22 protein-coding genes and 2 tRNA genes are annotated in these 22,829 nt (G+C 63.1%); 20 read left to right on the plus strand and 4 right to left on the minus strand.

The annotated features are described in order from the left end of the window. The first annotated feature begins 95 nt into the window (after positions 1-95). The 9 genes from EOA13_RS09350 (at position 96) to EOA13_RS09390 (ending at position 7,659) form a co-directional block, all read left to right on the plus strand. Positions 96-644: a histidine phosphatase family protein gene (locus EOA13_RS09350; protein WP_127291669.1), complete on the plus strand. Its 549-nt coding sequence runs from the start codon at positions 96-98 to the stop codon at positions 642-644. Between the two features lie 229 nt (positions 645-873). Continuing rightward, positions 874-947: transfer RNA gene (locus EOA13_RS09355), tRNA-Lys, on the plus strand. 2 nt (positions 948-949) lie between these two features. Further along, positions 950-1,023 (plus strand) — tRNA-Asp (locus EOA13_RS09360). Between the two features lie 346 nt (positions 1,024-1,369). Then, positions 1,370-2,512 carry a slipin family protein gene (locus EOA13_RS09365; RefSeq protein ID WP_023812260.1) on the plus strand — a complete coding sequence of 381 codons (1,143 nt, stop codon included), beginning with the start codon at positions 1,370-1,372 and terminating at the stop codon, positions 2,510-2,512. A 232-nt stretch (positions 2,513-2,744) separates the two neighbouring features. Further along, positions 2,745-3,026, plus strand: a complete 282-nt coding sequence (locus EOA13_RS09370; protein ID WP_006203389.1) for an acyl carrier protein — start codon at positions 2,745-2,747, stop codon at positions 3,024-3,026. Positions 3,027-3,082: 56 nt separating this feature from the next. Then, on the plus strand, positions 3,083-4,273 hold the full coding sequence (locus EOA13_RS09375) for a beta-ketoacyl-ACP synthase (RefSeq protein WP_127291672.1): 1,191 nt from the start codon (positions 3,083-3,085) through the stop codon (positions 4,271-4,273). Positions 4,274-4,324: 51 nt separating this feature from the next. Beyond that, on the plus strand, positions 4,325-5,596 hold the full coding sequence (locus tag EOA13_RS09380) for a beta-ketoacyl-ACP synthase (RefSeq protein ID WP_127291675.1): 1,272 nt from the start codon (positions 4,325-4,327) through the stop codon (positions 5,594-5,596). 37 nt (positions 5,597-5,633) lie between these two features. Continuing rightward, a complete protein-coding gene (locus tag EOA13_RS09385) occupies positions 5,634-6,662 on the plus strand; it encodes a zinc-binding dehydrogenase (protein ID WP_127291678.1) in 1,029 nt (342 codons plus the stop codon). 13 nt (positions 6,663-6,675) lie between these two features. After that, positions 6,676-7,659 carry a lipid A biosynthesis lauroyl acyltransferase gene (locus EOA13_RS09390; RefSeq protein WP_164780037.1) on the plus strand — a complete coding sequence of 328 codons (984 nt, stop codon included), beginning with the start codon at positions 6,676-6,678 and terminating at the stop codon, positions 7,657-7,659. Positions 7,660-7,720: 61 nt separating this feature from the next. On the opposite strand, the gene EOA13_RS09395 is transcribed toward EOA13_RS09390, so the two are convergent. Beyond that, the gene (locus EOA13_RS09395) at positions 7,721-8,149 is read right to left on the minus strand and encodes a L,D-transpeptidase (protein ID WP_023812266.1); all 429 of its coding nucleotides are present in this window, start codon (positions 8,147-8,149) and stop codon (positions 7,721-7,723) included. A 222-nt stretch (positions 8,150-8,371) separates the two neighbouring features. On the opposite strand from EOA13_RS09395, the gene EOA13_RS09400 reads away from it, so the two are divergent. The 5 genes from EOA13_RS09400 (at position 8,372) to EOA13_RS09425 (ending at position 14,988) form a co-directional block, all read left to right on the plus strand. Continuing rightward, the gene (locus tag EOA13_RS09400; RefSeq protein ID WP_127291684.1) at positions 8,372-9,652 is read left to right on the plus strand and encodes an acetylornithine deacetylase/succinyl-diaminopimelate desuccinylase family protein; all 1,281 of its coding nucleotides are present in this window, start codon (positions 8,372-8,374) and stop codon (positions 9,650-9,652) included. Between the two features lie 162 nt (positions 9,653-9,814). Beyond that, positions 9,815-11,290, plus strand: a complete 1,476-nt coding sequence (locus tag EOA13_RS09405; RefSeq protein WP_127291687.1) for an ABC transporter substrate-binding protein — start codon at positions 9,815-9,817, stop codon at positions 11,288-11,290. 265 nt (positions 11,291-11,555) lie between these two features. Continuing rightward, the gene (locus EOA13_RS09415) at positions 11,556-12,503 is read left to right on the plus strand and encodes an ABC transporter permease (protein WP_127291692.1); all 948 of its coding nucleotides are present in this window, start codon (positions 11,556-11,558) and stop codon (positions 12,501-12,503) included. Beyond that, a complete protein-coding gene (locus EOA13_RS09420) occupies positions 12,500-13,369 on the plus strand; it encodes an ABC transporter permease (protein ID WP_127291694.1) in 870 nt (289 codons plus the stop codon). Before EOA13_RS09415 ends, EOA13_RS09420 begins: the two co-directional genes overlap by 4 nt. Next, a complete protein-coding gene (locus EOA13_RS09425; RefSeq protein WP_127291697.1) occupies positions 13,366-14,988 on the plus strand; it encodes a dipeptide ABC transporter ATP-binding protein in 1,623 nt (540 codons plus the stop codon). The genes EOA13_RS09420 and EOA13_RS09425 overlap by 4 nt, the downstream gene beginning before the upstream one ends. Positions 14,989-15,009: 21 nt before the next feature. Here EOA13_RS09425 and EOA13_RS09430 read toward each other — a convergent pair whose 3' ends face one another. Continuing rightward, positions 15,010-15,441: a TerB family tellurite resistance protein gene (locus tag EOA13_RS09430; RefSeq protein WP_127291699.1), complete on the minus strand. Its 432-nt coding sequence runs from the start codon at positions 15,439-15,441 to the stop codon at positions 15,010-15,012. A gap of 148 nt (positions 15,442-15,589) precedes the next feature. On the opposite strand from EOA13_RS09430, the gene EOA13_RS09435 reads away from it, so the two are divergent. From EOA13_RS09435 to EOA13_RS09450, 4 genes are all read left to right on the plus strand, one after another. Beyond that, on the plus strand, positions 15,590-16,375 hold the full coding sequence (locus EOA13_RS09435) for a TSUP family transporter (protein WP_127291702.1): 786 nt from the start codon (positions 15,590-15,592) through the stop codon (positions 16,373-16,375). A 51-nt stretch (positions 16,376-16,426) separates the two neighbouring features. After that, a complete protein-coding gene (locus EOA13_RS09440) occupies positions 16,427-16,597 on the plus strand; it encodes a hypothetical protein (RefSeq protein ID WP_023812274.1) in 171 nt (56 codons plus the stop codon). A gap of 102 nt (positions 16,598-16,699) precedes the next feature. Next, entirely contained in the window at positions 16,700-17,530 is an 831-nt protein-coding gene (locus EOA13_RS09445) for an AraC family transcriptional regulator (protein ID WP_127291705.1), read from the plus strand. 70 nt (positions 17,531-17,600) lie between these two features. After that, a complete protein-coding gene (locus tag EOA13_RS09450) occupies positions 17,601-18,020 on the plus strand; it encodes a VOC family protein (RefSeq protein ID WP_127291708.1) in 420 nt (139 codons plus the stop codon). Positions 18,021-18,296: 276 nt separating this feature from the next. On the opposite strand, the gene EOA13_RS09455 is transcribed toward EOA13_RS09450, so the two are convergent. Both EOA13_RS09455 and EOA13_RS09460 read right to left on the minus strand, forming a co-directional pair. Then, positions 18,297-19,772, minus strand: a complete 1,476-nt coding sequence (locus tag EOA13_RS09455; protein ID WP_127291710.1) for a cobyric acid synthase — start codon at positions 19,770-19,772, stop codon at positions 18,297-18,299. After that, positions 19,772-20,386, minus strand: coding sequence for a dimethylsulfonioproprionate lyase family protein (locus tag EOA13_RS09460; protein ID WP_127291713.1), 615 nt, complete (start codon positions 20,384-20,386; stop codon positions 19,772-19,774). Before EOA13_RS09460 ends, EOA13_RS09455 begins: the two co-directional genes overlap by 1 nt. Before the next feature lie 144 nt (positions 20,387-20,530). On the opposite strand from EOA13_RS09460, the gene EOA13_RS09465 reads away from it, so the two are divergent. Both EOA13_RS09465 and mmsB read left to right on the plus strand, forming a co-directional pair. Beyond that, entirely contained in the window at positions 20,531-21,697 is a 1,167-nt protein-coding gene (locus EOA13_RS09465) for an isobutyryl-CoA dehydrogenase (protein WP_127291716.1), read from the plus strand. 23 nt (positions 21,698-21,720) lie between these two features. Continuing rightward, the gene (gene mmsB, locus EOA13_RS09470; protein WP_127291719.1) at positions 21,721-22,605 is read left to right on the plus strand and encodes a 3-hydroxyisobutyrate dehydrogenase; all 885 of its coding nucleotides are present in this window, start codon (positions 21,721-21,723) and stop codon (positions 22,603-22,605) included. The last annotated feature ends 224 nt before the right edge of the window (positions 22,606-22,829 follow it).

Raw genomic sequence — 22,829 nt, forward strand, 5'->3', positions numbered from 1 at the left:
ATCCCGCCGACCGCGCCTTGTCTTTCGGCTGGCTTTACCGTCCCTATATGTCCCGTCACCGGAACCCATTGCCGGGAACCGGAGAAGGATAGCGGATGATTCGATTTGCCTTGGCGTTGTTCCTGTTTCTTATTCCCGGCGTGGCCCACGCCACGGATGCAGGCTGGGCGCTGCTGCGCGATGGCGGACATGTCGTGCTGCTGCGCCATGCCATGGTCACCGGCACCACCGACCCGGCCAATTTCGACATCGACAGTTGCGCCACCCAGATGAACCTGTCGGCCCGTGGCAAGCAACAGGCGAGCAAGATCGGCGCTCTGTTTGCCGCCCGTGCGGCACCGATCGAGCGCGTGTTGTCCAGCCGCTATTGCCGCTGCCTCGACACTGCCCGCATCGCCTTCGAGGCCGAGCCGGAGCTGTTTGCGCCGCTTGATCTCCTGAAGAGCGATCCGGCCGAGAAGGCAGCACAACTCGACGCGATCATGAAGGAGATCCGCGCCTATTCCGGCTCCGACAATCTGGTCATGGTCACCCATCTGGAAGACATCGTGGCGCTGACCGGCATCTCACCGCGCGAAGGCGAGGCCGTGGTCGTGGAGCCGCAGGGCGATGGCCTGCGCGTACTCGGCCGCGTCACCTTCTGAGCTCCCTGCGCGCGATCGCTGACGTCGAAAGCGGTGTTGCCGAAATGCCACCGCCGCAAGAAGCCGCGAATTCGCCACGACAATGCCGCTTGCGACAACCCGTCGCAGGGGCTATAGGCGCGCTCCCGGTCACGAGAACCGAAGTGAGCACAACGGTTGGAGCTTTCGCCTCCGCCCGTGCAGGCGGCTTTGCCGCCCTGTATACGGCGCCGCTTTGGGGATTGGGATCGCGGATGTAGCTCAACTGGGAGAGCGCCGGATTTTGTCCGGAGGTTGTGGGTTCGAGTCCCGTCGTCTGCACCACGGATAGCTCAGCTGGAAGAGCATCAGATTGTCAATCTGACTGTCGAAGGTTCGATTCCTTCTCCATTGGCCTCCAAGCCATCCGAAAAACGGTCCGGGGACTGGAATGCGAAAGACTGGACGGATGGCCCAAGCCCTCGGGCGCGGATCATCCCAAGCGTCTTTCGCCATCGGCTCGCGGCCAGGCCCGCGGTGACGATCAAGGCGCAGTGTCGCCGGCAAAGGAAGCTTCGGCCTCCGGCGCCCGCTTCGCTGCCCCGCGATCCGCTCCCGAAGGCCCGCCACGGATTGATGCCACCAGTCCCCGGATCATTCGTGCCCGGACGATGACGCAAGACGATGATGTGAAACGAGAAACGAAAGGAACGATCGACGCATGACTTGACGCCTCGCATGGGGCCATGCCCGACAGGAGTGAAACAATGACAATTCTCGACAAGGTTCTTGGACGCGAGCGCGTCCTCGTAAAGGAAAACGAACGTGCCCTCACCCTCCACAAGGGTGAGATCAAGACTGTCCTGCTGCCGGGCGAACATTGGCTCGCCAACCGGCGCGGCAGCCTTGAAGTGTCCCGGCACGATCTGAAGAACCCGGAATTCGTTTCGGCATACGAGAAGGCGTTGTTCGACAAGCTCCCGGATGTGGCCGCGCGTCATTTCACCGTCGTTCGCACCGGGCGCACGGATGTCGCCATTATCGAGCGTGACGGCAATCTGCACGCCGTTCTGGCGCCGGACCGCAAGCTCGTGCTGTGGACGGATGCCGGTCCGTGGAAGGTGACGCTGATCGACACATCGGTCGATCTCGCCATCGATGCGGCGGTCATGCGCCGGCTCGGCCAGGCCCGGAAGGCGGAATTGATGTCGGTCCATCCGGTCGTCGACGGTCAGGCCGGACTGCTGTTCATCGACGGCGTCCTGGTCAGGACGCTGACGGCGGGCGTGCATGGCTTCTGGAACGTCGGACGCATGGTGCAGATCAAGGTCGTCGACCTCAAGCGCCAGTCGCTCGACGTTGCCGGGCAGGAAGTGCTGACCAAGGATCGCGTGACGATCCGCGTCAACATCGCAGCCGAATACCGGGTCGTCGATCCTGTCAAGGCGGTGAGCATGGTGAAGGACTTCTCCGAAGCCCTTTACCGCGCCCTGCAGTACGCCTTCCGCAAGACCCTTGGCGCGCTGACACTCGATCAGATCCTTGAAAAGAAGGTGACGATCGACGAGGAAGCCGCTGGCAAGGTCCGCGCCGATATGGCCGAGATCGGGGTGGAGGTCAGCGATATCGCCCTCAAGGATGTCATCCTGCCGGGCGAGATGCGCGAGATCCTCAACCAGGTGGTGTCGGCCGAAAAGCAGGCCGAGGCCAACATCATCCGTCGCCGCGAGGAGACGAACGCGACGCGTTCCCTCCTCAACACGGCCAGGGTGATGGCGGAAAACCCGGTGATGCTGCGGTTGAAGGAGCTTGAGGCTCTGGAAACCATCGCCGGCAAGGTCGAGCGGCTGACCGTCCACAACGGAACGGGCGGGCTGCTGAACGACCTGGTCAAGCTCCGCGACAGCTGATGCATGTCGCCCAAAGTGGTTCCGGTTTTGGGAAAACGACATGCCTCGAAACAAAGGCTGACGTAGCGTCAACAAGAAGGGCCGCCGGGTAAACCGGCGGCCTTCTTGCGTTTTCCGGACACCCTACCCATCTGCGCCCGGCGTATCAGGCCTTTTCCTGCCGGGAAAAACCGATTAGACAGCGCCCAAACCAGATGCGGACAGATTCCGCCCGCAACCGAAGGAAAAGCCCTTGTCCACCACGTTCGACAAAGTCGCCAAGATCATTGCCGACACCAGCGAGATCGATATCGAAACCATCACGCCCGAGAGCCACACGATCGACGATCTCGGCATCGACAGCCTCGATTTCCTCGACATCGTCTTCGCCATCGACAAGGAATTCGGCATCAAGGTGCCGCTGGAAAAGTGGACCCAGGAAGTTAACGACGGCAAGGCTTCGACCGACGATTACTTCGTCATGAAGAACCTGTGCGCCAAGATCGACGCACTGGTTGCCGCCAAGACCGCCTGACTTCGGTTGAGCGCGCGATCTTGACGCGCCCTGCCGCCTGACCCACAAAGCCGCTCATGAGCAGCCCCCGCGACGTCGTCATCACTGGTATCGGCCTTGTCTCCTCGCTGGGGGAAGGTCCGGACGCCCATTGGCAGAAGCTCGCGCAGCCGGGCCTGGAACCGGTGCTCGAAGCGGCGCGCTTTGCACCCTATACCGTCCATCCATTGCCGGAGATCGACTGGAACCTGCAGATCGCCAAACGCGGCGATCAGCGCCAGATGGAAACCTGGCAGAGGCTCGGCACCTATGCCGCAGGCCTGGCGCTGGACGACGCCGGCATCAAGGGCAATGACGAACTCTGCACGACCATGGACATGGTTGTGGCCGCAGGCGGCGGCGAACGCGACGAGGCGGTCGATGCCGCCATTCTCGCCGCTTCGGAAAGCCGCAACGACCGCGATGTGCTGCTCAACGAGAAATTGACCACCGAATTGCGGCCGACTTTGTTTCTGGCCCAGCTTTCCAATCTGCTCGCCGGCAACATCTCCATCGTCCACAAGGTGACGGGATCGTCCAGAACCTTCATGGGCGAGGAAGGTGCCGGCGTCGCCGCCGTCGAGACCGCCGCCGCGCGCATCCGCTCGGGCCAGTCGACTCACATCCTGGTCGGCGGCGCCTTTCAGACCGAACATTCCGACATGCTGCTCGGCTATGAACTCGCCGGCTATCTGCATCGCGGCCCCTGGAAGCCAGTCTGGCAAAGACACGGTGCTGAGGGCGGCGGCGTCGTGACCGGTTCCGGCGGTGCCTTCCTGGTGCTGGAGCAACGCGAGCATGCAACAAGCCGGGGCCGAAAGATCTATGCCGAGCTTGGGCCGGTCGTCTCCGGCCGCGCCAGGCGGCCACGGGGAGAACTCGACGTCGAGATCGCCGCGCTGCTCAAGCAGGCTGCAATGCCGAACGGCAAATTGCTGGCCCTGTCGGGCGCGTCGGGCGCCCATACGGCAACCATCGCCGAGAAAGCCGCGCTCGACGCCAATCCGGCGATTGCCGCGCGCGGCTTCTCGACGCTGACCGGGCACATGAAGGAAGCACAGTTTCCCTTCGCCGTGGCACTGGCGGCGCTGGCCGTCGATCGCAAGGCCGCCTACCCCGTTTTTGATGCCGCAGCCGAGAAGCCGTTCGAAGGGGTTCCCGCAACCGTCCTTGCAACGGCGATCGGCTATCACCAATTCGAGGGCATGGCGCTGATCAACGCCGCCTGAGGCGGTGTTCCACGATCCATGCTGCAACGATAAACGCTCGAGGGCTCCCGCATGGCCAATCTGAACGATCATATGGGCAGGCCGATCGTCGCCGTCACCGGCATCGGCGTGGTGACCTCGCTTGGCGTCGGCAAGGCCGACAATTGGGCGGCGCTGACCTCGGGCAAGTCGGGCATCCACCCGATCACCCGTTTTCCGGTCGATCATCTCAACACCCGCATCTCCGGCATGGTCGACTTCCTGCCATCGAGCTCGAAGGGCTCCAGCCACCTCACCTATGAACTGGCGGAAACCGCCGCGCGTGAGGCCGTGGCCGAATCCGGCCTCGATTCCGGTGATTTCGGTGGTCCTCTCTTCCTCGCTTCACCGCCGGTCGAACTCGACTGGCACGACCGCTTCGCGCTCTACAATTCCGACAAACTGGACTCCGGCGGCGAACGGCTGCTGCGGGTGGCGCGCGGATTGAAGGAACTCGACATTTTCGAGACCACGCAGTTCGGCTCGATCGCGGACCGGCTTGCCGACCGTTTCGGCACACGCGGGCTGCCGATCACGCTGTCGACCGCTTGCGCTTCCGGCGCCACCGCCATCCAGCTCGGTGTCGAGGCGATCCGCCGCGGCGAATGCGACCGGGCGCTGTCGATCGGCGCCGACGGTTCGGCAACCGCCGAGGCGCTGATCCGCTTCTCGCTGCTGTCGGCGCTGTCGACCCACAACGACATTCCCGAAAAGGCGTCAAAACCCTTCTCCAAGGAGCGCGACGGCTTTGTGCTGGCCGAGGGCTCCGGCGCTCTCGTGCTGGAATCGCTGGAAGCCGCGATGGCGCGCGGCGCCACGATTCTTGGCATCCTGCGCGGCTGCGGCGAAAAGGCGGACGATTTCCACCGCACCCGCTCGAAGCCGGACGCTTCGCCGGCGATCGCGGCGGTCCGTGCTGTGCTTGCCGATGCCGGCTTGAGCGAAGACGAGATCGACTACGTGAACGCTCACGGCACTTCGACGCCCGAAAACGACAAGATGGAGCATCTGTCGCTGTCGACCGTGTTCGGCGAGCGGATCGGCTCGATGCCGGTCTCGTCGAACAAATCGATGATCGGCCACACGCTGTCGGCGGCGGGCGCCGTCGAGGCGGCGTTCTCGCTGATGACGATGCGCGAAAGCGTCATTCCGCCGACCATCAACTATGACAATCCCGACCCCGCGATCGTGCTCGACGTGGTGCCGAACAAGAAGCGCAATGCCGAGGTCCGCACCGTTCTGTCGAACTCCTTCGGCTTCGGCGGCCAGAACACTTGCCTTGTCATGGCGCGGGAACCGGTCTAAGCGACCTTTTTCAGCCAGACCGAAACCGACAGGCCCAATGCGCGCATTGCAACTTATCGAGGACCGCCGTCTTGAAACGGTGGACCTGCCGCCACCCTCACCGCCGGCACTTGGCGAAGTCACGCTGCGCATCAAGGCGGTGGCGCTGAACCATATCGACGTCTGGGGCTGGCGCGGCATGGCCTTCGCCAAGCGCAAGCTGCCTCTGGTCGTCGGCGCCGAAGCCTCCGGCGAGGTCGAGGCGGTAGGCCCCGGCGTTTCCAGCCTGCTGCCCGGACAATTGGTATCGATCTACGGCGCGCGCACCTGCGGCCTCTGCCGAGCCTGCCGCGAAGGCCGCGACAACCTCTGTGAACATGTTTCGGGTGTGCACGGTTTCCATCTCGACGGTTTCGCGCAAGAGAAGATCAACCTGCCGGCTCGCCTGCTGGTCCCTGCCCCGCCCGGCGTAACCGACATCGGCGCGGCGGTCGCGCCCGTCACCTTCGGCACGGTCGAGCACATGCTGTTCGACAACGCCAGGCTACAGCCCGGCGAGACGATCCTTATCCATGCCGGCGGATCCGGCATCGGCTCGGCGGCCATCCAGCTGGCCAAGCGGATGGGCTGCACCATCATCACCACGGTCGGCTCCAACGACAAGATCGACAAGGCCAAGGCGCTCGGCGCCGACCATGTCATCAACTACCGCGACGACCGTTTCGAGGGCGTCGTGCGCAAGCTGACCAAGAAGAAGGGCGTCGATGTCGTCTTCGAACATGTCGGCGCCGACACTTTTGCCGCCTCGATGTTGTGCCTGAAGCGTGGCGGCCGCCTGGTGACCTGCGGTTCGACTTCCGGCGTGTCGACGCAGATCAACCTCATGCAGCTGTTCCAGCAGCAATTGAAACTGCTTGGCTCCTTTGGCTGCCGCATGGAGAACATGGCAAACGCCATGCAGAAAATGGCGGCGGGACAGGTCGCACCTGTCATCGATACCGAAGTCGACTTCGACGGTATAGATGCCGCGCTGAAGCGCATGGAAGGCCGCGACGTGTTCGGCAAGATCATCCTGCGCGTCGGCTAGAGCCTTGACCTCTGTGTTCAAGAAGTTCCGCCGGGATCTAAAATTTCGTTACGGCAGGCAACTGCGCCAGCTCAATTACTGGCTGGTGGCGCGGGCGGCGATGATGATCATCTCCGTCCTGCGTCTGCTGCCGGCCGACAGTGCGCTGAATTTCGCTGACCGCGTCGCACGCCTGGTCGGCCCCCGGGTGGGACGCCATCAGGTCGCCGTCGACAATCTGCGCAAGGCCTATCCGAAAAAGAGCGAGGCCGAAATCCAGGAGATCGCCTCCGACATGTGGGGCAACATGGCCCGTCTTGCCGCGGAATACATCTTTCTCGACGCCCTCTTCGACTATGACCCCACGGCCAGCAAGCCCGGCCGCATCGAGGTCAAGGGAGCGGACCACTTCCTCGAAATCGCTGCCGAACAGAAGCCGCATATCGTCTTTACCGGCCATCTCGGCAATTTCGAATTGCTGCCTGTGGCGGCGGCGACCTTCGGCATGAACATCACGGCGCTGTTTCGGCCGCCCAACAATCCCTATCTTGCCGACTACATCCTCTCGACGCGCCGCTCGACCATGGGCTCGTTGCTGCCATCGATGGCCGGTGCCTCATTCGCCTTGGCCGGGGTCCTGGAGAACGGCGGCAACATCGGCATCCTTGTCGACCAGAAATTCTCCAATGGACTGGATACGACGTTCTTCGGCCGTCCGTGCCAGAGCAATCGGGTGCTGGCCACCCTTGCCCGTCACTATGACTGCGACGTCTATCCGGCGCGCTGCATCAGGCTGCCAGGCAACCGCTTCCGGCTCGAAATCGAGGACAAGCTGACATTGCCGCGCACCGCTGACGGCAGCGTCGATGTCCACGCCACCACCCAGCGTCTCAACGATGTCGTCGAACGCTGGGTGCGAGAAGATCCCGGCCAGTGGATGTGGTTCCACAAAAGGTGGGAGATCAGCGGCGGGCGTCGAAAGCGGCCCTCGCAGGCAAAAGCGGTCCCAAACGCTTAAACAGAACTGCTGGCGAGGGTGTTAGCCCTGCGCCAGCCGACAACAGCGAACCTGAATCTCTTCAGTTCGTCACGACAATCCGCGTATTGCCGAAGCCGGCTTGCCGAACCATCGCATAGAAGGCGGCGGCGTTGGTCGGGTGCAAGCGCACACAGCCATGCGATGCCGGGCGCCCGAGCTGCCTCACCGCGCCGGTGCCGTGAATGGCATAGCCGCCGCGGAAGAACACGGAATGAGGCATCGGCGACATGTCGTACTTGCGCGAATACCACATCCGCGCCGTCCGTTGCGGCCGATAGCTGCCGCGCGGGGTAATGTAGCCTTTGCGCGCGGTGGAGACGCTCCACCGGTAAACCGACGCACCATATCTGACGGTCATCGTCTGCGACGACACGTCAATATTTGCAACGAGGCTGGCTGCCCAGCCCTGCCCCGAAGCACCGAACAGCATCGCAACAAACACGGCTGCCATGAGAACTGTCTTTTTCATGCGATCAAACCCCTTTGATTGCCCCTAACCTGTCTGCCCTCAAATTGTCTTTCATCTTTTCAATGGCAGATGAACGGGCTAACACACACACCTTGACCAATTCGCCAATCCAAAGCAGCGAATTTGAACGATTTCCCGCAATAGTTGCCGCAACGACACGCCGCACGGGCTCGATCACCAACGGGCTTGCAAAACCAAGACGATCGCTGCTCAACTCCGCGCATGAACGAGCGACTCCTCCGGGCAATCGATGATCGTCGCGACGATGTCGTCGCGCTGACCACTGAGCTGATCCGGTTTCCGACCATCAATCCACCCGGCGAGGCCTATCGGCCATGCGCCGAATATCTCGGCGCGCGGCTGAAGAAGAGCGGTTTCGAGACCGAGTTCATCCGCGCCGAAGGCACGCCCGGCGACACCGACCGCTACCCGCGCGTCAATGTCGTTGCCCGTTTCGACGGAAGATCGTCAGGCGCCTGCGTCCACTTCAACTCGCACATCGACGTGGTCGAAGCTGGCGACGGCTGGACCGTCGATCCTTTTGCCGGCATCGTCAAAGACGGCAAGGTCTACGGCCGCGGCGCCTGCGACATGAAGGGCGGTCTTGCCGCCTCGATCGTCGCAGCCGAAGCCTTCCTGGAAGTCTTCCCCGATTTTCCCGGCGCCATCGAAATATCCGGCACGGTCGACGAGGAGTCCGGTGGTTTCGGCGGCGTCGCCCATCTGGCGAGCCTGGGCTATTTCTCGAAGCCCAGAGTCGACCACGTCATCATACCCGAGCCGCTCAACAAGGACCGCATCTGCCTCGGTCATCGCGGTGTCTGGTGGGCGGAGATCGAGACCAAGGGGGAGATCGCGCACGGCTCGATGCCGTTTCTCGGCGACAATGCCGTACGTCACATGGGCGCCGTGCTGAGGGCTTTCGAGGACGAGCTGTTCCCCGCACTCGACCGCAAGATGACGCGCATGCCGGTCGTGCCCGAAGGGGCAAAACGCTCGACCATGAACATCAATTCGATCCATGGCGGCCAGACCGAGGACTTCCGGCCCGGCCTGCCGTCGCCCAACGTGCCCGACTCCTGCCGGCTGACCATCGACCGCCGTTTCCTGCTGGAGGAAGATCTCGACACCGTCAAAGGCGAAGTGACCGGTATTCTCGACCGGCTAAAGCGCGAGCGGACAAAATTCGACTACGAAATCCGCGACCTGATGGAAGTGCTGCCGCTGATGACCAAGCGCGACGCCCCGGTGGTCAAGGCGGTTGCGCAAGGCATCATGGCGATCTTCGACCGCGAACCCGACTATGTCATTTCGCCCGGCACCTACGACCAGAAGCACATTGCGCGCATCGGCCATATCTATGATTGCATCGCCTATGGGCCGGGCATTCTCGACCTCGCCCACCGGCCGGACGAATGGGTCGGGATATCGGACATGGTGGAATCGGCCAAGGTGATGGCGATCGGGCTCAACGTGCTGCTGCGCGGCACAGCCACGGAATAGGTGCGCACCGCGACAAGCTTCGACCTGCCGATGCGGTCGCCAGGACAAAAACATTCCCGGCCCCGCCAACGGGCAGAACGAAACGCAATTTACTCCGTGGCGAAATCACGCTTCTATCGCCGCGGTTTGAGCACCTGTCTGAAACGCATGGGGAGTTGCACGATGAAACTGTGGAAAACCATCCTGGCCGCTGCAGTGCTGTCACTGGCCGGCACCTCGGCGTTTGCCGCTCGTACCGACCTGGTCATCGGCATCGCGCTCGAACCACCGCATCTCGATCCGACCGCCGGTGCCGCCGCGGCGATCGACGAGGTGCTTTACGCCAATGTGTTCGAGGGCCTGACGCGCATCGGGCCGAATGGCGAGGTGCTGCCGGATCTGGCCGAAAGCTGGACCATTTCCGATGACGGCAAAGTGTACACCTTCAAGCTGCACACCGGCGTGAAATTCCATGACGGCACCGACTTCGACGCCAGCGACGTAAAATTCTCGCTCGATCGAGCCCGCGCCGAAAATTCCGTCAACGCACAAAAGGGCCTGTTCGCCGCCATCGACAAAGTCGACGTGGTCGACCCGGCAACCGTCAAGGTCACGCTGAAAAACCCGCAGGGCTCGTTCCTCTACAATATGGGCTGGGGCGACGCGGTAATCGTGGCGCCGGAATCTGCAGACACCAACAAGGAGAAGCCGATCGGCACCGGCCCGTTCAAATTCCAGAACTGGGCCAAGGGATCGTCGATCACCTTGGTCAAATCGGACAGTTACTGGGGAACGCCGGCGTCCCTCGACAAGGCCGAATTCCGCATCGTGCCCGATGCCGCGGCCTATGTGCCGGCCCTGCTTTCCGGCGACATCCAGGCTTTCCCGTTCTTCGATGCCGACAGTGTCGCGCAGGTCAAGGACGATCCGCGCTTCAAGGTGGTGATCGGCTCGACCGAGGGTGAGACCATCCTGTCGATCAACAACAAGAAGCCTCCGTTCGACAAATTGCAGGTGAGGCAGGCGATCTCCTACGCGCTCGACCGCAAGGCGATCATCGACGGCGCCTCGGCCGGCCTCGGCCAGCCGATCGGCTCGCACATGTCGCCGGCCAGCAAGGATTATGTCGACCTCACCGGCCGCTACCCGCATGATGTCGCCAAGGCCAAGGAATTGCTGAAAGAGGCAGGCCTCGAAAACGGCTTCAAGGCGACGCTGAAACTGCCGCCGCCCGCCTATGCCCGCCTCGGTGGCGAAATCATAGCCTCACAACTTCGCGACGTCGGCATCGATCTGGAGATCATCCCGGTCGAATGGGCGCAGTGGCTGGATCAGGTGTTCACCAAGAAGGATTACGACCTGACCATCGTCTCCCACACCGAGCCCAACGACATCGATATCTATTCGCGCAAGGACTATTATTTCAACTACGACAATCCGGCTTTCGACAAGGTGATCGCCGATCTCGGCGTCACCTCCGACGAAGCCAAGCGCAAGGAATTGCTGGGGCAAGCGCAGAAGATCCTGGCCGACGACGCCGTGGTCGGCTTCCTCTACGAATTACCGAAGGTCGGCGTCTGGGACGCCAAGCTGCAAGGCCTGTGGGAAAACGCACCGATCCAGGCCAATGATTTGACCAAGGTGAAGTGGTCGGATTGAAGACTCAGGCTGCCTGGCGGAACTTGCGCTCCGTCACACCCCCCTCTGCCCTGCCGGGCATCTCCCCCGCAAGGGGGGAGATCGGCAGTTTGGCCGATGGTGCACCCTTTGCAACCTTCTTGGTCTGCGCACCGTCAACGATTGGCGAAAGCCTCGATGAGAGCACAATCTCCCCCCTTGCGGGGGAGATGTCCGGCAGGACAGAGGGGGGTGTGCGGGAACGCAACCTTTGCCCGGTGGACAAAATAACAGTGCCTCCGCTTCCATGACCGCCTATCTCCTAAAACGCATCGCCGTCGCCATCGCCACGCTGCTGCTGGCTTCCATGGTGGTGTTCGCCGTGCTGGAGATCCTGCCCGGCGATCCGGCACGGCTGATGCTGGGCATGAACGCAAGCGCCGACCAGATCGAACTTCTCCGCAACCAGATGGGCCTCAACGCGCCACTGGCCTTGCGCTATCTGCACTGGGCCGGCGGCCTGCTCAGCCTCGATTTCGGCCGTTCCTACACCTATTCGGTGCCGGTCATCGACCTGGTGCGCGAGCGGCTTGCCGTCTCGCTGCCGCTGGCGCTGATTGCGCTTGCGCTCTCCACCATCATCGCGATTCCCATTGGCCTGTTTTCCGCCAGCCGACGTGGACGCGCCGGTGATACGATTTCGATGGGTGCCGCACAGCTTGGCGTCGCCGTGCCCAATTTCTGGTTCGCGCTGATGCTGATCTATGTGTTCGCCGTCTGGCTGCGGCTGGTCCCGGCCGGTGGGTTTCCCGGCTGGAGTGCCGGCGTCTGGCCAGCCCTGAAATCGCTGCTGCTGCCGGCGGTCGCCCTTGCCTTGCCGCAAGCCGCGATCCTGGCGCGCGTCACCCGCTCGGCGCTGATCGAGGTGCTGAACGAGGACTATATACGCACCGCCCGTGCCAAGGGTCTGCCCTACCGCGCCGTGCTGTGGCGGCATGCGCTGCGCAACGCCATGATCCCGGTGCTGACCATTCTGGGCCTGCAATTCGCCTTTCTGCTTGCCGGCACCATCATCATCGAGAATGTCTTTTACCTGCCCGGCCTCGGCCGGCTGGTGTTCCAGGCCATCACCCAGCGCGATCTGATCGTCGTCGAAAGCGTCGTCATGCTGCTGGTCGCCGCCGTCATCGCCGTCAACCTGCTGGTCGACCTTTCCTATGCGGTCGTCGATCCGCGCCTGAGAAGCCGGCAATGACACTGCACATCGACAAATCGGAGGAGACGTTCGGCAGCATCCTGGCCAAAGCATTCAGGAATACCGCCTTCGTTGCCGGTTTCGTCATCACCTTGCTGATCCTGGCAATGGCTTCAGTCTCTTATGCCTGGACGCCCTACGACGTCACGAAACTGGTGATATCCGACAAGACGCAGGCACCCTCGGTGGCGCACTGGTTCGGCACCGACCATTTCGGCCGCGATATCCTGTCGATGGTCATGGTCGGCGCCCGCAATTCGATTGCCGTGGCACTGGTCGCGGTGGGCATCGGCATGGGCGTCGGCGTGCCGCTCGGCGCCTTTGCGGCGGCACGCGGCGGCCTCGTCGACGAAGCGCTGATGCGGCTGAACGATCTCGTCTTCGCCTTCCCGGCTTTGCTGTCGGCGATCATGATTACCGCCATCTTCGGGCCGGGTGCCGTCAACGCCATCATCGCCATCGGCATCTTCAACATCCCGGTCTTTGCCCGTGTCGCCCGCGCCGGCGCGCTGGCGATCTGGCCGCGCGAGTTCATTCTGGCCGCGCGCGCCGCCGGCAAGAGCAGCACGCAGATCACAATCGAACATGTGCTGCCCAACATCGCCACGCTGCTCCTGGTGCAAGGCACCATCCAGTTCGCGCTGGGCATCCTGGCCGAGGCCGGGCTTTCCTATCTGGGCCTGGGTGCCCAGCCGCCGATGCCGAGCTGGGGCCGCATGCTGTTCGACGCGCAGACCCGCATGGTGGTGGCGCCATGGATGGCGATCTTTCCGGGCATGGCGATCGTCGTCGCCGTGCTGGGACTGAACCTGCTGGGCGACGGCATTGCCGACATCCTCGATCCGAAATCGCGGCGGCAGCGATGAGCCTGCTCGACATTGAGAACCTGTCGCTAACTATCGGCGACACGCAGATCCTCAGGGGTGTGGGGCTCTCCGTCGCGCCCGGCGAGGTGATGGGCCTGGTCGGCGAATCCGGTTCCGGCAAATCGATGACCGCGCTGACGGTGATGCAGCTTCTGCCCCATGCCGCGCGCGCCACCGGACATGTCACATTCGACGGCATCGACATCCTGGCAGCAACCGAGGACCAGATGTGCGCGCTGCGCGGCGACGACATCGGCATGGTGTTCCAGGAGCCGATGACGGCGCTCAATCCGGTCAAGACCATCGGCGAACAGGTTGCCGAAGGCATACGCTGGCACACCAAGGCCAGCCGCGCCGAAGCCGAAGACCGGGCGCGAAAGATGCTCGACCGCGTCGGCTTGCCCGAGGCGAAATTCCCGATGGCGCGCTATCCGCACGAACTGTCCGGCGGCCAGCGCCAGCGCGTCGTCATCGCCATCGCCTGCGCGCTGAAGCCGAAGCTGCTGATCGCCGACGAACCGACGACGGCGCTCGACGTGGTGCTGCAGGCACAGATCCTCGACCTGTTGCGCGACCTCGTCACTGAGAGCCGCATGGGCCTGCTCCTGATCTCGCACGACCTCGCCGTGGTGACCGAGATGGCCGACCGCATCACCATCCTGCGCCATGGCGAAGTGATGGAGGCCGGCGACACGGCGCGCACGCTGTCCGAACAGACCCACCCCTACACGCGCCAGCTGGCGCAGGCCTCGATGCATGTGCCGGCGCGCGCCAGGCCGCATGACATCGAGACGGGCCGCCCTTTGCTTCAGGTCGAAAGCGTGACCCGCGACTACCCCGGCCGACGCACCTCATTGTTCAAACGCGCGCCTGGTATCCGAGCCGTCGACGATGTCTCCCTGTCGATGGCGCCGGGTCAGTCCGTGGCGCTGGTCGGCCGCTCCGGTTGCGGCAAGTCAACGCTCGCCCGCATGATCCTGGCGCTGGACCAGCCAAGCTCGGGCACGATCCGGTTCCGAGGCGAGACCGTCACCGGCAAGAGCGAAGCCGAGCTGAAGCCGGCGCGACGTAACATGCAGGTCGTCTTCCAGGATCCCTACGGTTCCTTCGACCCGCGCCAGAAAGTCGAAAAACTGATCGCCGAACCCCTGCATGTGCTGGAGAAAAAGCCGACGCGCGCCGAACGCCGCGAGATGGTGGCGCATGCGCTGCACGAAGTCGGTCTCGGCATCAGCGACATGGACAAATACCCGCACGAATTTTCCGGCGGCCAGCGCCAGCGCCTGTCGATCGCCCGCGCCATCATCACCCGCCCGAAGCTGGTCGTCGCCGACGAGCCGGTCTCGGCGCTCGACGTCTCGATCCGCGCCCAAATCCTCGATTTATTCGCCGAGCTCAACCAGAAGCTCGGCATCGCCTATCTCTTCATCACCCACGATTTGACCGTCGCCCGCGCCATCACGGACGAGGTGCTGGTCATGCATGACGGCAAGGTCGTCGAGCGCGGCAAGACGAGCGAGGTGCTCGACCACCCGCAATCCGAGGCTGCCAAGGCGCTTGTCACCGCTGCCCCTGACTTGCACCGGGCAATCGCGAAGCGGCTGCGAGAGCAAGGCTGATCAGGAGAGAAGGCGGCCCAATCACTCCTGCGGCTTCACCACATCGACCGGGCTGATATCGAGCAGGTCGAGCGTGCGGCGCAGCAGGCGTATCTCGCTCTCGGCCAATTGCGAATCCGCCTTGGCGATATCGGCCATATGTTTGGCCAATTGCCGGCGCCGCTCGACATCGAGGTCGCGGAACAGTGCGATCGCCTGCGAACCATTGGTCTCGTAGCCGAACTCGTTGAGATATTCGATGACGCTGTCGATACTGCTTTCCGCAATGCCGAAGGCGTCCTTGCAGATGCGCCGGAAGGCAACCATCTCGCTCTCGCTGACAGACCCGTCGGCCAGGATCATGCGAAACAACATCAGCAGTTCCGCCGACAAGACCGGATCGTCCGCCACCTTGCGCACACCCGGGTCGCCGTCGAATATCTGACGTATCTGGTCCAGCAATGCGAATGCCATCAGGAGCCTCTTTCCGGGTTAACCACAAAAATACAAATCCAAGCGCGATGCGCTTGGATAGAGGTAGCGCGGAATCGACCTTGCGCAAACAGGGCGGCCGTGGTCGAACGCCCGATATTTTAGCCGGCCGGACACCCCCATACATCAGATGATCGACCTTAGCATCCAGACCGTCGCCATGCTCGCCTTCGCCGCCTTTGCCGCGGGCTTTGTCGATTCGATCGCCGGCGGTGGCGGGCTGATCACGGTGCCGGCGCTGCTGCTTGCCGGCTTCACGCCGGTCCAGGCGCTCGCCACCAACAAACTGCAAGGCATGTTCGGTTCGGGCTCGGCGACCATCCACTACGCATCGAAGGGTCATGTCGATCTGCGCCGGCAATTGCCATCGGCGCTTTTGGCCCTTGTCGGAAGCGCCATCGGCGCCTTGCTGGCAACGATCGTGCCGGGTGACATTCTGCGGGCTGCCCTTCCCATCGTGCTGATCGCCATCGCACTCTACTTCGCGTTCAAGCCCAACATGAACGATGTCGATCGCGCCGAGCGCCTGTCGCCGTTCCTGTTCGGACTGACCCTGGTGCCCGCCATCGGCTTCTACGACGGCCTGTTTGGACCGGGCGCGGGCTCCTTCTACATGCTGGCCTTCGTGGCGCTTGCCGGCTATGGCGTGCTCAAGGCGACAGCGCATACCAAGCTGCTCAACTTCGCCTCCAACATCGGCGGCTTCATCGTCTTCGCGGCCTTCGGCGTCGTCTACTGGAAGATCGGCCTGATGATGGGCGTTGCCCAGTTCCTCGGCGCCCGCGTCGGCGCCAGCCTGGCCATGCGCATCGGCGCAAAACTGATCAAGCCGCTGCTGGTAATCGTGTGCCTGGCGCTGGCGGTGAAGCTGCTGGCCGACCCTGCGAACCCGCTGCGGGCCTTGATTGGTGTGTGATCACGCGCCCTGATAGAATGCCGCTGTTCGAATCATGTTGGAGAGGCAGACATGAATCTTAGCGCACCTACCCAGATCGTTTTTATCATCTCCGTTGTTATCGCCATCATCGGCGTTCTCGCCGCGCTTGGCGTTCTTGCGTTCATTCCACTCGCATCGGTGTGGATCGTGCTTATTGCTTTCATCGTGCTTGCCGGCGGCTGCTTGATGCGCGGCGCCTGACACGTTCTCTTGAAGTGGGGACGAGGAGCGTCCGGCCAAAAGCCGGGCGCTTTTGATTCCGGCCAAGGGTCTGCTAGATTTCTTTCTACGGAAGGATGGCCGATGCCAGTCGAGATGCAACCCCGGCAAGAGCAGGACCGATCTGTCGCCGGGCGGTTCGAGATGCGCCGGCGCCTGCCCGATCCTCGACTTCAGGGCATGGTGTCGGACATTTGCGGCTATCGCGAAACAGCGCCCGGCCATCTGCGCAACGTCGAATACGCGTCGCTCACCGTACCGCTGGTCATCAGCTTCGCCGAACCCTTCGCCATCGGCCTCGGCAAGGCGCCCGGCGACAATGACCGCTTCGCCAGTTTCGCCGCCGGCCTCTTTGCCGGACCGGTGGTGATCGAATCCTTCGGCGGTGCCTGCTGCGTCCAGGTCAACTTCACGCCGCTTGGCGCACGCCGTTTCTTCCGCCTGCCGATGAGCGAACTGACAGACAGCATGGTCGTCCTCGACGACGTGCTTGGCGCGCAAGGCTTGGCGCTGCGTGAAAAGCTTGGCAACACGCCGGACTGGACGACGCGTTTCGATATGGCCGAAGCCTTCGTCACCGCCCGTCTCGAGAATGCCAGCGAGACGCCGCTCGAAATAGCCTGGGCCTATGACCGCATCATCACATCCGGCGGCCGGACCCGCATTGGATCGATCGCCGAAAGGCTGGGCTGGAGCCGCAAACATCTCGCCGGCAGTTTTTCCAACGCCATCGGCATCGGCCCCAAGACGCTGTCGCGCATCGTCCGCTTCAACCGGGCGCTCGGCCTGTCGAGACAGCCGGCAGCCGACTGGGCTGGCATAGCCGCCGATTGCGGCTATGCCGACCAGGCGCATCTGGTGCGCGAGTTTCGCGACCTCGCCGGCGAGACGCCAACCGCGCTTTCAATCAGGTAACATTTCTTCAAGACCTTGGGACGGCCTTCGACGACAGTGGGCATCGACCAACCCAACTGAAGGAGTTCCCATGCCCACCACCGCTGAAGCGCCGCGGCTTTACCCCGCTTTGCGCTACAAGAACGCTGCAAAAATGATCGACTGGCTGGGCGAAGCCTTCGGCTTCAGCGTTCGTGCCCGCTATGGCGAAGGCGATGTCGTACACCATGCCGAATTGGTCTTCGGCTCCTCGATGATCATGCTGGGCACGGTGCGCGACGACGACTACGGCAAGATGGTCGGCGAGCCCGGCTCAGGCGGCGGCAAGTCGATCTACATTGCCGTCGACGATGCCGATGCCGCCTATGCCAAGGCCAGGAAGGCCGGCGCCACCATCATCCAGGAATTGACCAACCGCGACTATGGCAGCCGCGAGTTCATCTGCCGCGACCCGGAAGGCAATGTCTGGTCGTTTGGCACCTACTGGCCGAAGGGAAGCGAAAGGGCCTGAACGACCATCGCCAGCGCTTGAAGTCGGCGAAAGCGTCCGAACTTCGTCATACCAGGGCGAAGCAGGAGCGAAGCTCCGTCGCGGAGACCCTGGTATCCATGCCGTGACCTCAACCAAAGAGTGCAACGGAGCAGAATTCTGCACCGAAGCAACGCTTCGAAGTCGCGGCATGGATCCTCGGGTCTGCGCCGCGTCGCTACGCTCCTTGCTCCGCCCGTGGATGACGACGTGATGGGCGTTTATCGCTAGTTGCCAAGGTGGTTCGCCAAACGGGCTCTATCGAGCCAGCGCAAAGATCGCGTCGCAGTCGAGATAAGTCTCCAGCTCGGCTGCGACCTCGTCCAAGGCCCGCTCGACCTCGGCCCGATAGTCGATGCCACCGCCCTTGATGCCGAGGCTTTCGAGGAATTTCCCGCGAAAGCCGTCGGCGCCAAACAGACCGTGCATATAGGTGCCGATCACCTTGCCATCGGCCGAGACTGCTCCGTCATCGACGCCATTGATGACTGCCGACGGCCGCAGCGTATCCGGCCCGGTGGTGCGACCGAGATGGATTTCATAACCTTCGAGCGGCAGGTCGAACGGCACCGAGCGCGCGCTGACGTTGCGCACCGTCTTTTCCGGTTCCATCACCGTTTCGACGTCGAGCAGGCCGAGCCCTTCGGCTTCGGTGACGCTGCCCTCGATGCCGTCGGGATCGCACACCATACGGCCGAGCATCTGGAAGCCGCCGCAAATGCCGACGACATGACCGCCGCGCTTGCGGTGCGTGAGCAGGTCGCGATCCCAGCCGTTCTCGCGGAACTTCAGAAGATCGCCGATCGTCGACTTCGAGCCTGGAATGACCACCAGCCCCGCATCGGCGGGCAGCGGCCTTCCCGGCGGCACGAACACCACCTCGACCTGCGGTTCGGCCTTGAGCGGGTCGAGATCGTCGAAATTGGCGATGCGGCCAAGCATCGGCACCGCCACCTTCAGCGCGCGCGCTTCGCCGGACGCCAGCCGTTCAAGCACCACCGAATCTTCCGAAGGCAGGCGTGCCGCCGCCTTCAGCCACGGAACGACACCGAAACAGCGCCATCCCGTGAATGTCTCGATCGACCTTATGCCGTCGTCGAACAGCGAAACGTCGCCGCGGAACTTGTTGATGAGATAGCCGACGATCATCCGCCGGTCCTCTTCCGGCAGGATCAGATGCGTGCCGGCGACCGAAGCGATGACGCCGCCGCGATCGATGTCACCGACCAGCACCACCGGCACGTCGGCGCGCGTGGCAAAGCCCATATTGGCGATGTCGCGGCTGCGCAGGTTGATCTCGGCCGGCGAGCCGGCGCCCTCTACGATGACCAGATCGGCGCCCTCGCCGACCTTGCTCCAGGAGTCCAGCACGGCATCCATCAGCCGGCCCTTCATCGCCTGGTAGTCGCGCGCCCGCGCTTCCCCGAACATTTTGCCCTGCACGATGACCTGTGCGCCGACATCGGTCTGCGGCTTCAGCAGCACCGGGTTCATGTGGACCGATGGCGCGACACCGCAAGCGATCGCCTGCAGCCATTGCGCGCGGCCGATTTCGCCGCCGCCGGCATTGTCGTCGCTGGGGATATCGGCGACGGCGGCGTTGTTCGACATGTTCTGCGGCTTGAACGGCCGCACCTTCAGACCACGGTTCTTTGCCGCGCGGCAGAGGCCGGCGACCAGCACCGTCTTGCCGACATCCGAGCCGGTGCCTTGCAGCATGATCGCCCTGGCCATCAGCCCCTGCCCTGCGCCACGGTTCCGGTAATGTCGGATTTCTGCGCCAGCGGCCCGCCGCGCCAGATGTAGAGCGCCAGCAATGGCTCCTTGCCGGTGCGCATGGCATGATTGACGTTGGACGCGTGGTGGACGACCTCGCCGGCCGTGCGCATGCAAAAGCCGCTCTCGCCCATGCGCCATTCGGTACCGCCGGTCAGCGGAATGTAGATTTCCTCGGCAATGTGATGGTGGTCGGGATAGACGATATCAGGCCCAAGGATCAGCACGCCGGCGGCGACCGCGTCATTGACGAAGTGGCCTCGGGTGCCGAACACTTCCAGCCAGCCGTAATTGTCGATGAACTCCTTTCCGAAATCCGCCTCGCCATAGGTCTGCCCCCAGCGGAAATCATTCCGACGCTCGGCAAGCAGTTGCACCAGCGGCTTGGCATCCGGCGGCGCCAGTTCGGCGGCGCGACCAAGATGGCGCAGGCAGGCAAGCGGATGCGGCTCCAGCGTGCGGGCCGGCATGTCCCAGCCGATCCGCGGCACGGCATCGCGCACCAGGGCGTGATCGACGGACGCAAGGTATGCGTGGAACCGGACCAGCAGTTCATCGAATTTTGTCGCCACATCTTACTCCGGACATGCATTGATGCACAGCCGCTCCGCAGGGGATCGGGTTGCGCGGCGGCATCATTGGTCTAGATTGGTGCGCGCGCAAAGCCAAAAACGACAGGCCAGCGAGCTAGCTGGCCAGCACATAGGGAGCACGCCATGGACGCCGCGGTCGATGCGAGCACCAGCCAGTTCGAACTCAACGAGGAGCAGCGTGCCATCCAGGAGATGGCGCAAGCCTTCGCCGCCGACCGTGTCGCGCCGAAAGCGCTCGACTGGGACCGCAACAAGCATTTCCCGGCCGACGTGATCCGCGAGACCGGGCCGCTCGGGCTCGGCGGCATCTATATCAGGGACGATGTCGGCGGTTCGGCACTTGGCCGGCTCGATGCCGTGCTGATCTTCGAGGCGCTTTCGCACGCCGATCCGGCCTTTTCGTCCTTCATCTCGATCCACAACATGGTGGCCTCGATGATCGACCGTTTCGGCAATGACGAACAGCGCCTGCGCTTCCTACCAAAACTGACCTCGATGGAATGGCTGGCGAGCTACTGCCTGACCGAGCCAGGCTCCGGCTCCGACGCCGCGGCGCTCAAGACCCGTGCGGTCAGGAGCGGCGGCGACTATGTCCTCAACGGCACCAAGCAGTTCATCTCGGGCGCCGGCGACAGCGATGTCTACGCCGTCATGGTGCGCACCGGTGCCGAGGGGCCGAAAGGCATTTCCACCATCATCGTGCCGAAAGACGCGCCAGGCCTCTCCTTCGGCGCCAACGAACACAAGATGGGCTGGCACATGCAGTCGACCCGCCAGGTCATTTTCGAGGATTGCAAGGTACCGGCCGAGAACCTTTTGTCCGGCGAAGGCGCGGGCTTCGGCATCGCCATGGCCGGGCTCGACGGCGGCCGGCTGAACATATCAGCCTGTTCGCTGGGCGGCGCGCAGTCGGCGCTCGACAAGGCGCTTTCCTACACCGCCGAGCGCAAGGCTTTCGGCTCGAAGATCAACCAGTTCCAGGCGCTGCAGTTCAGGCTGGCCGACATGGAGACCGAGCTGCAGGCGGCGCGTATTTTCCTTTATGCCGCCGCCTCGAAGCTCGACAGCAAGGCGCCGGATGCCGGCAAATGGTCGGCGATGGCCAAGCGCTTCGTCACCGACACCGGCTTCAATGTCGCCAACGACGCACTGCAACTGCTCGGCGGCTACGGCTACCTGCACGATTACGGCATCGAGAAACTGGTGCGGGACCTGCGGGTACACCAGATCCTCGAAGGCACCAACGAGATCATGCGCGTCATCATCGCGCGGGCATTAATTGGCCGCTGACGGCAACAATTCAGGAGAAATCGATGAGCACCATTGCCTTCATCGGCCTAGGGAACATGGGTAATCCGATGGCCGCTAACCTGGTCAAGGCGGGGCATGCGGTGAATGGTTTCGACCTTGTGCCGGAAAGCCTCACCGTCGCCCGAGAGCATGGCGTGACTGTGATGGCCAACGCCGTTGCCGCAGCGAAGGATGCCGATGTGGTGATTACGATGCTTCCCGCTGGCAAGCATGTGCTCTCCGTCTACGAAGACATCGCGCCCAAGGCGAAAAAGGGGGCGCTGTTCATCGATTCCTCCACCATCGATGTGGAGTCGGCGCGCAAGGTGCACGCCATAGCCGCCAAACACGGCCTGCTATCCATCGATGCGCCCGTCTCAGGCGGCACCGGCGGTGCCGCAGCCGGCACGCTGACCTTCATGGCCGGAGGCTCCGATGACGCCTTTGCAACTGCGGAGCCGATCCTGAAGCCGATGGCCGGCCGCATCGTCCATTGCGGCGGCGACGGCGCCGGCCAGGCGGCAAAGATCTGCAACAACATGATCCTCGGCATTTCGATGATCGGTGTCGCCGAAGCCTTCGTGCTGGCGGAAAAGCTCGGCCTGTCACACCAGGCGCTGTTCGACGTGGCCTCCACCTCCTCCGGCCAGTGCTGGTCCTTGACCACCTATTGCCCGGTGCCCGGCCCGGTGCCGACTTCGCCCGCAAACAGGGACTACAACCCAGGATTTGCAGCAGCACTGATGCTGAAAGACCTGAAATTGTCCCAGGAAGCCGCGCAAAGTGCGGGTGCTGTAACGCCGCTTGGTGCCGAAGCAGCCCAGCTCTATGCCTTGTTCAACGCCCAGGGACATGGCGGCGTCGATTTCTCCGGCATAATTAATTTTCTCAGGGGTATCCCAGCGTAACCCACGGATTTGGCGGGTTTTTCCGGTTTCCTTCGGTGGAAAAAATGCAAATTTAGATTTGCTTAAGCTCTCGATAACTCCGCGGTAACGATGTCCCTATAAAACGGACTGCGAGGCGGACATATCTCATCCGCCCGGCGCTCCGGATCAGGTCTCGCGTACCGGAGCCCGTAAGTTTCGACAAGTGCCATAAGTTTCGCAAAGTGTTTGCGTAGCGAAGCGCC

It is taken from the genome of Mesorhizobium sp. M7A.F.Ca.US.011.01.1.1, from assembly GCF_003998295.1.
In the GTDB taxonomy this organism is placed as follows: domain Bacteria; phylum Pseudomonadota; class Alphaproteobacteria; order Rhizobiales; family Rhizobiaceae; genus Mesorhizobium.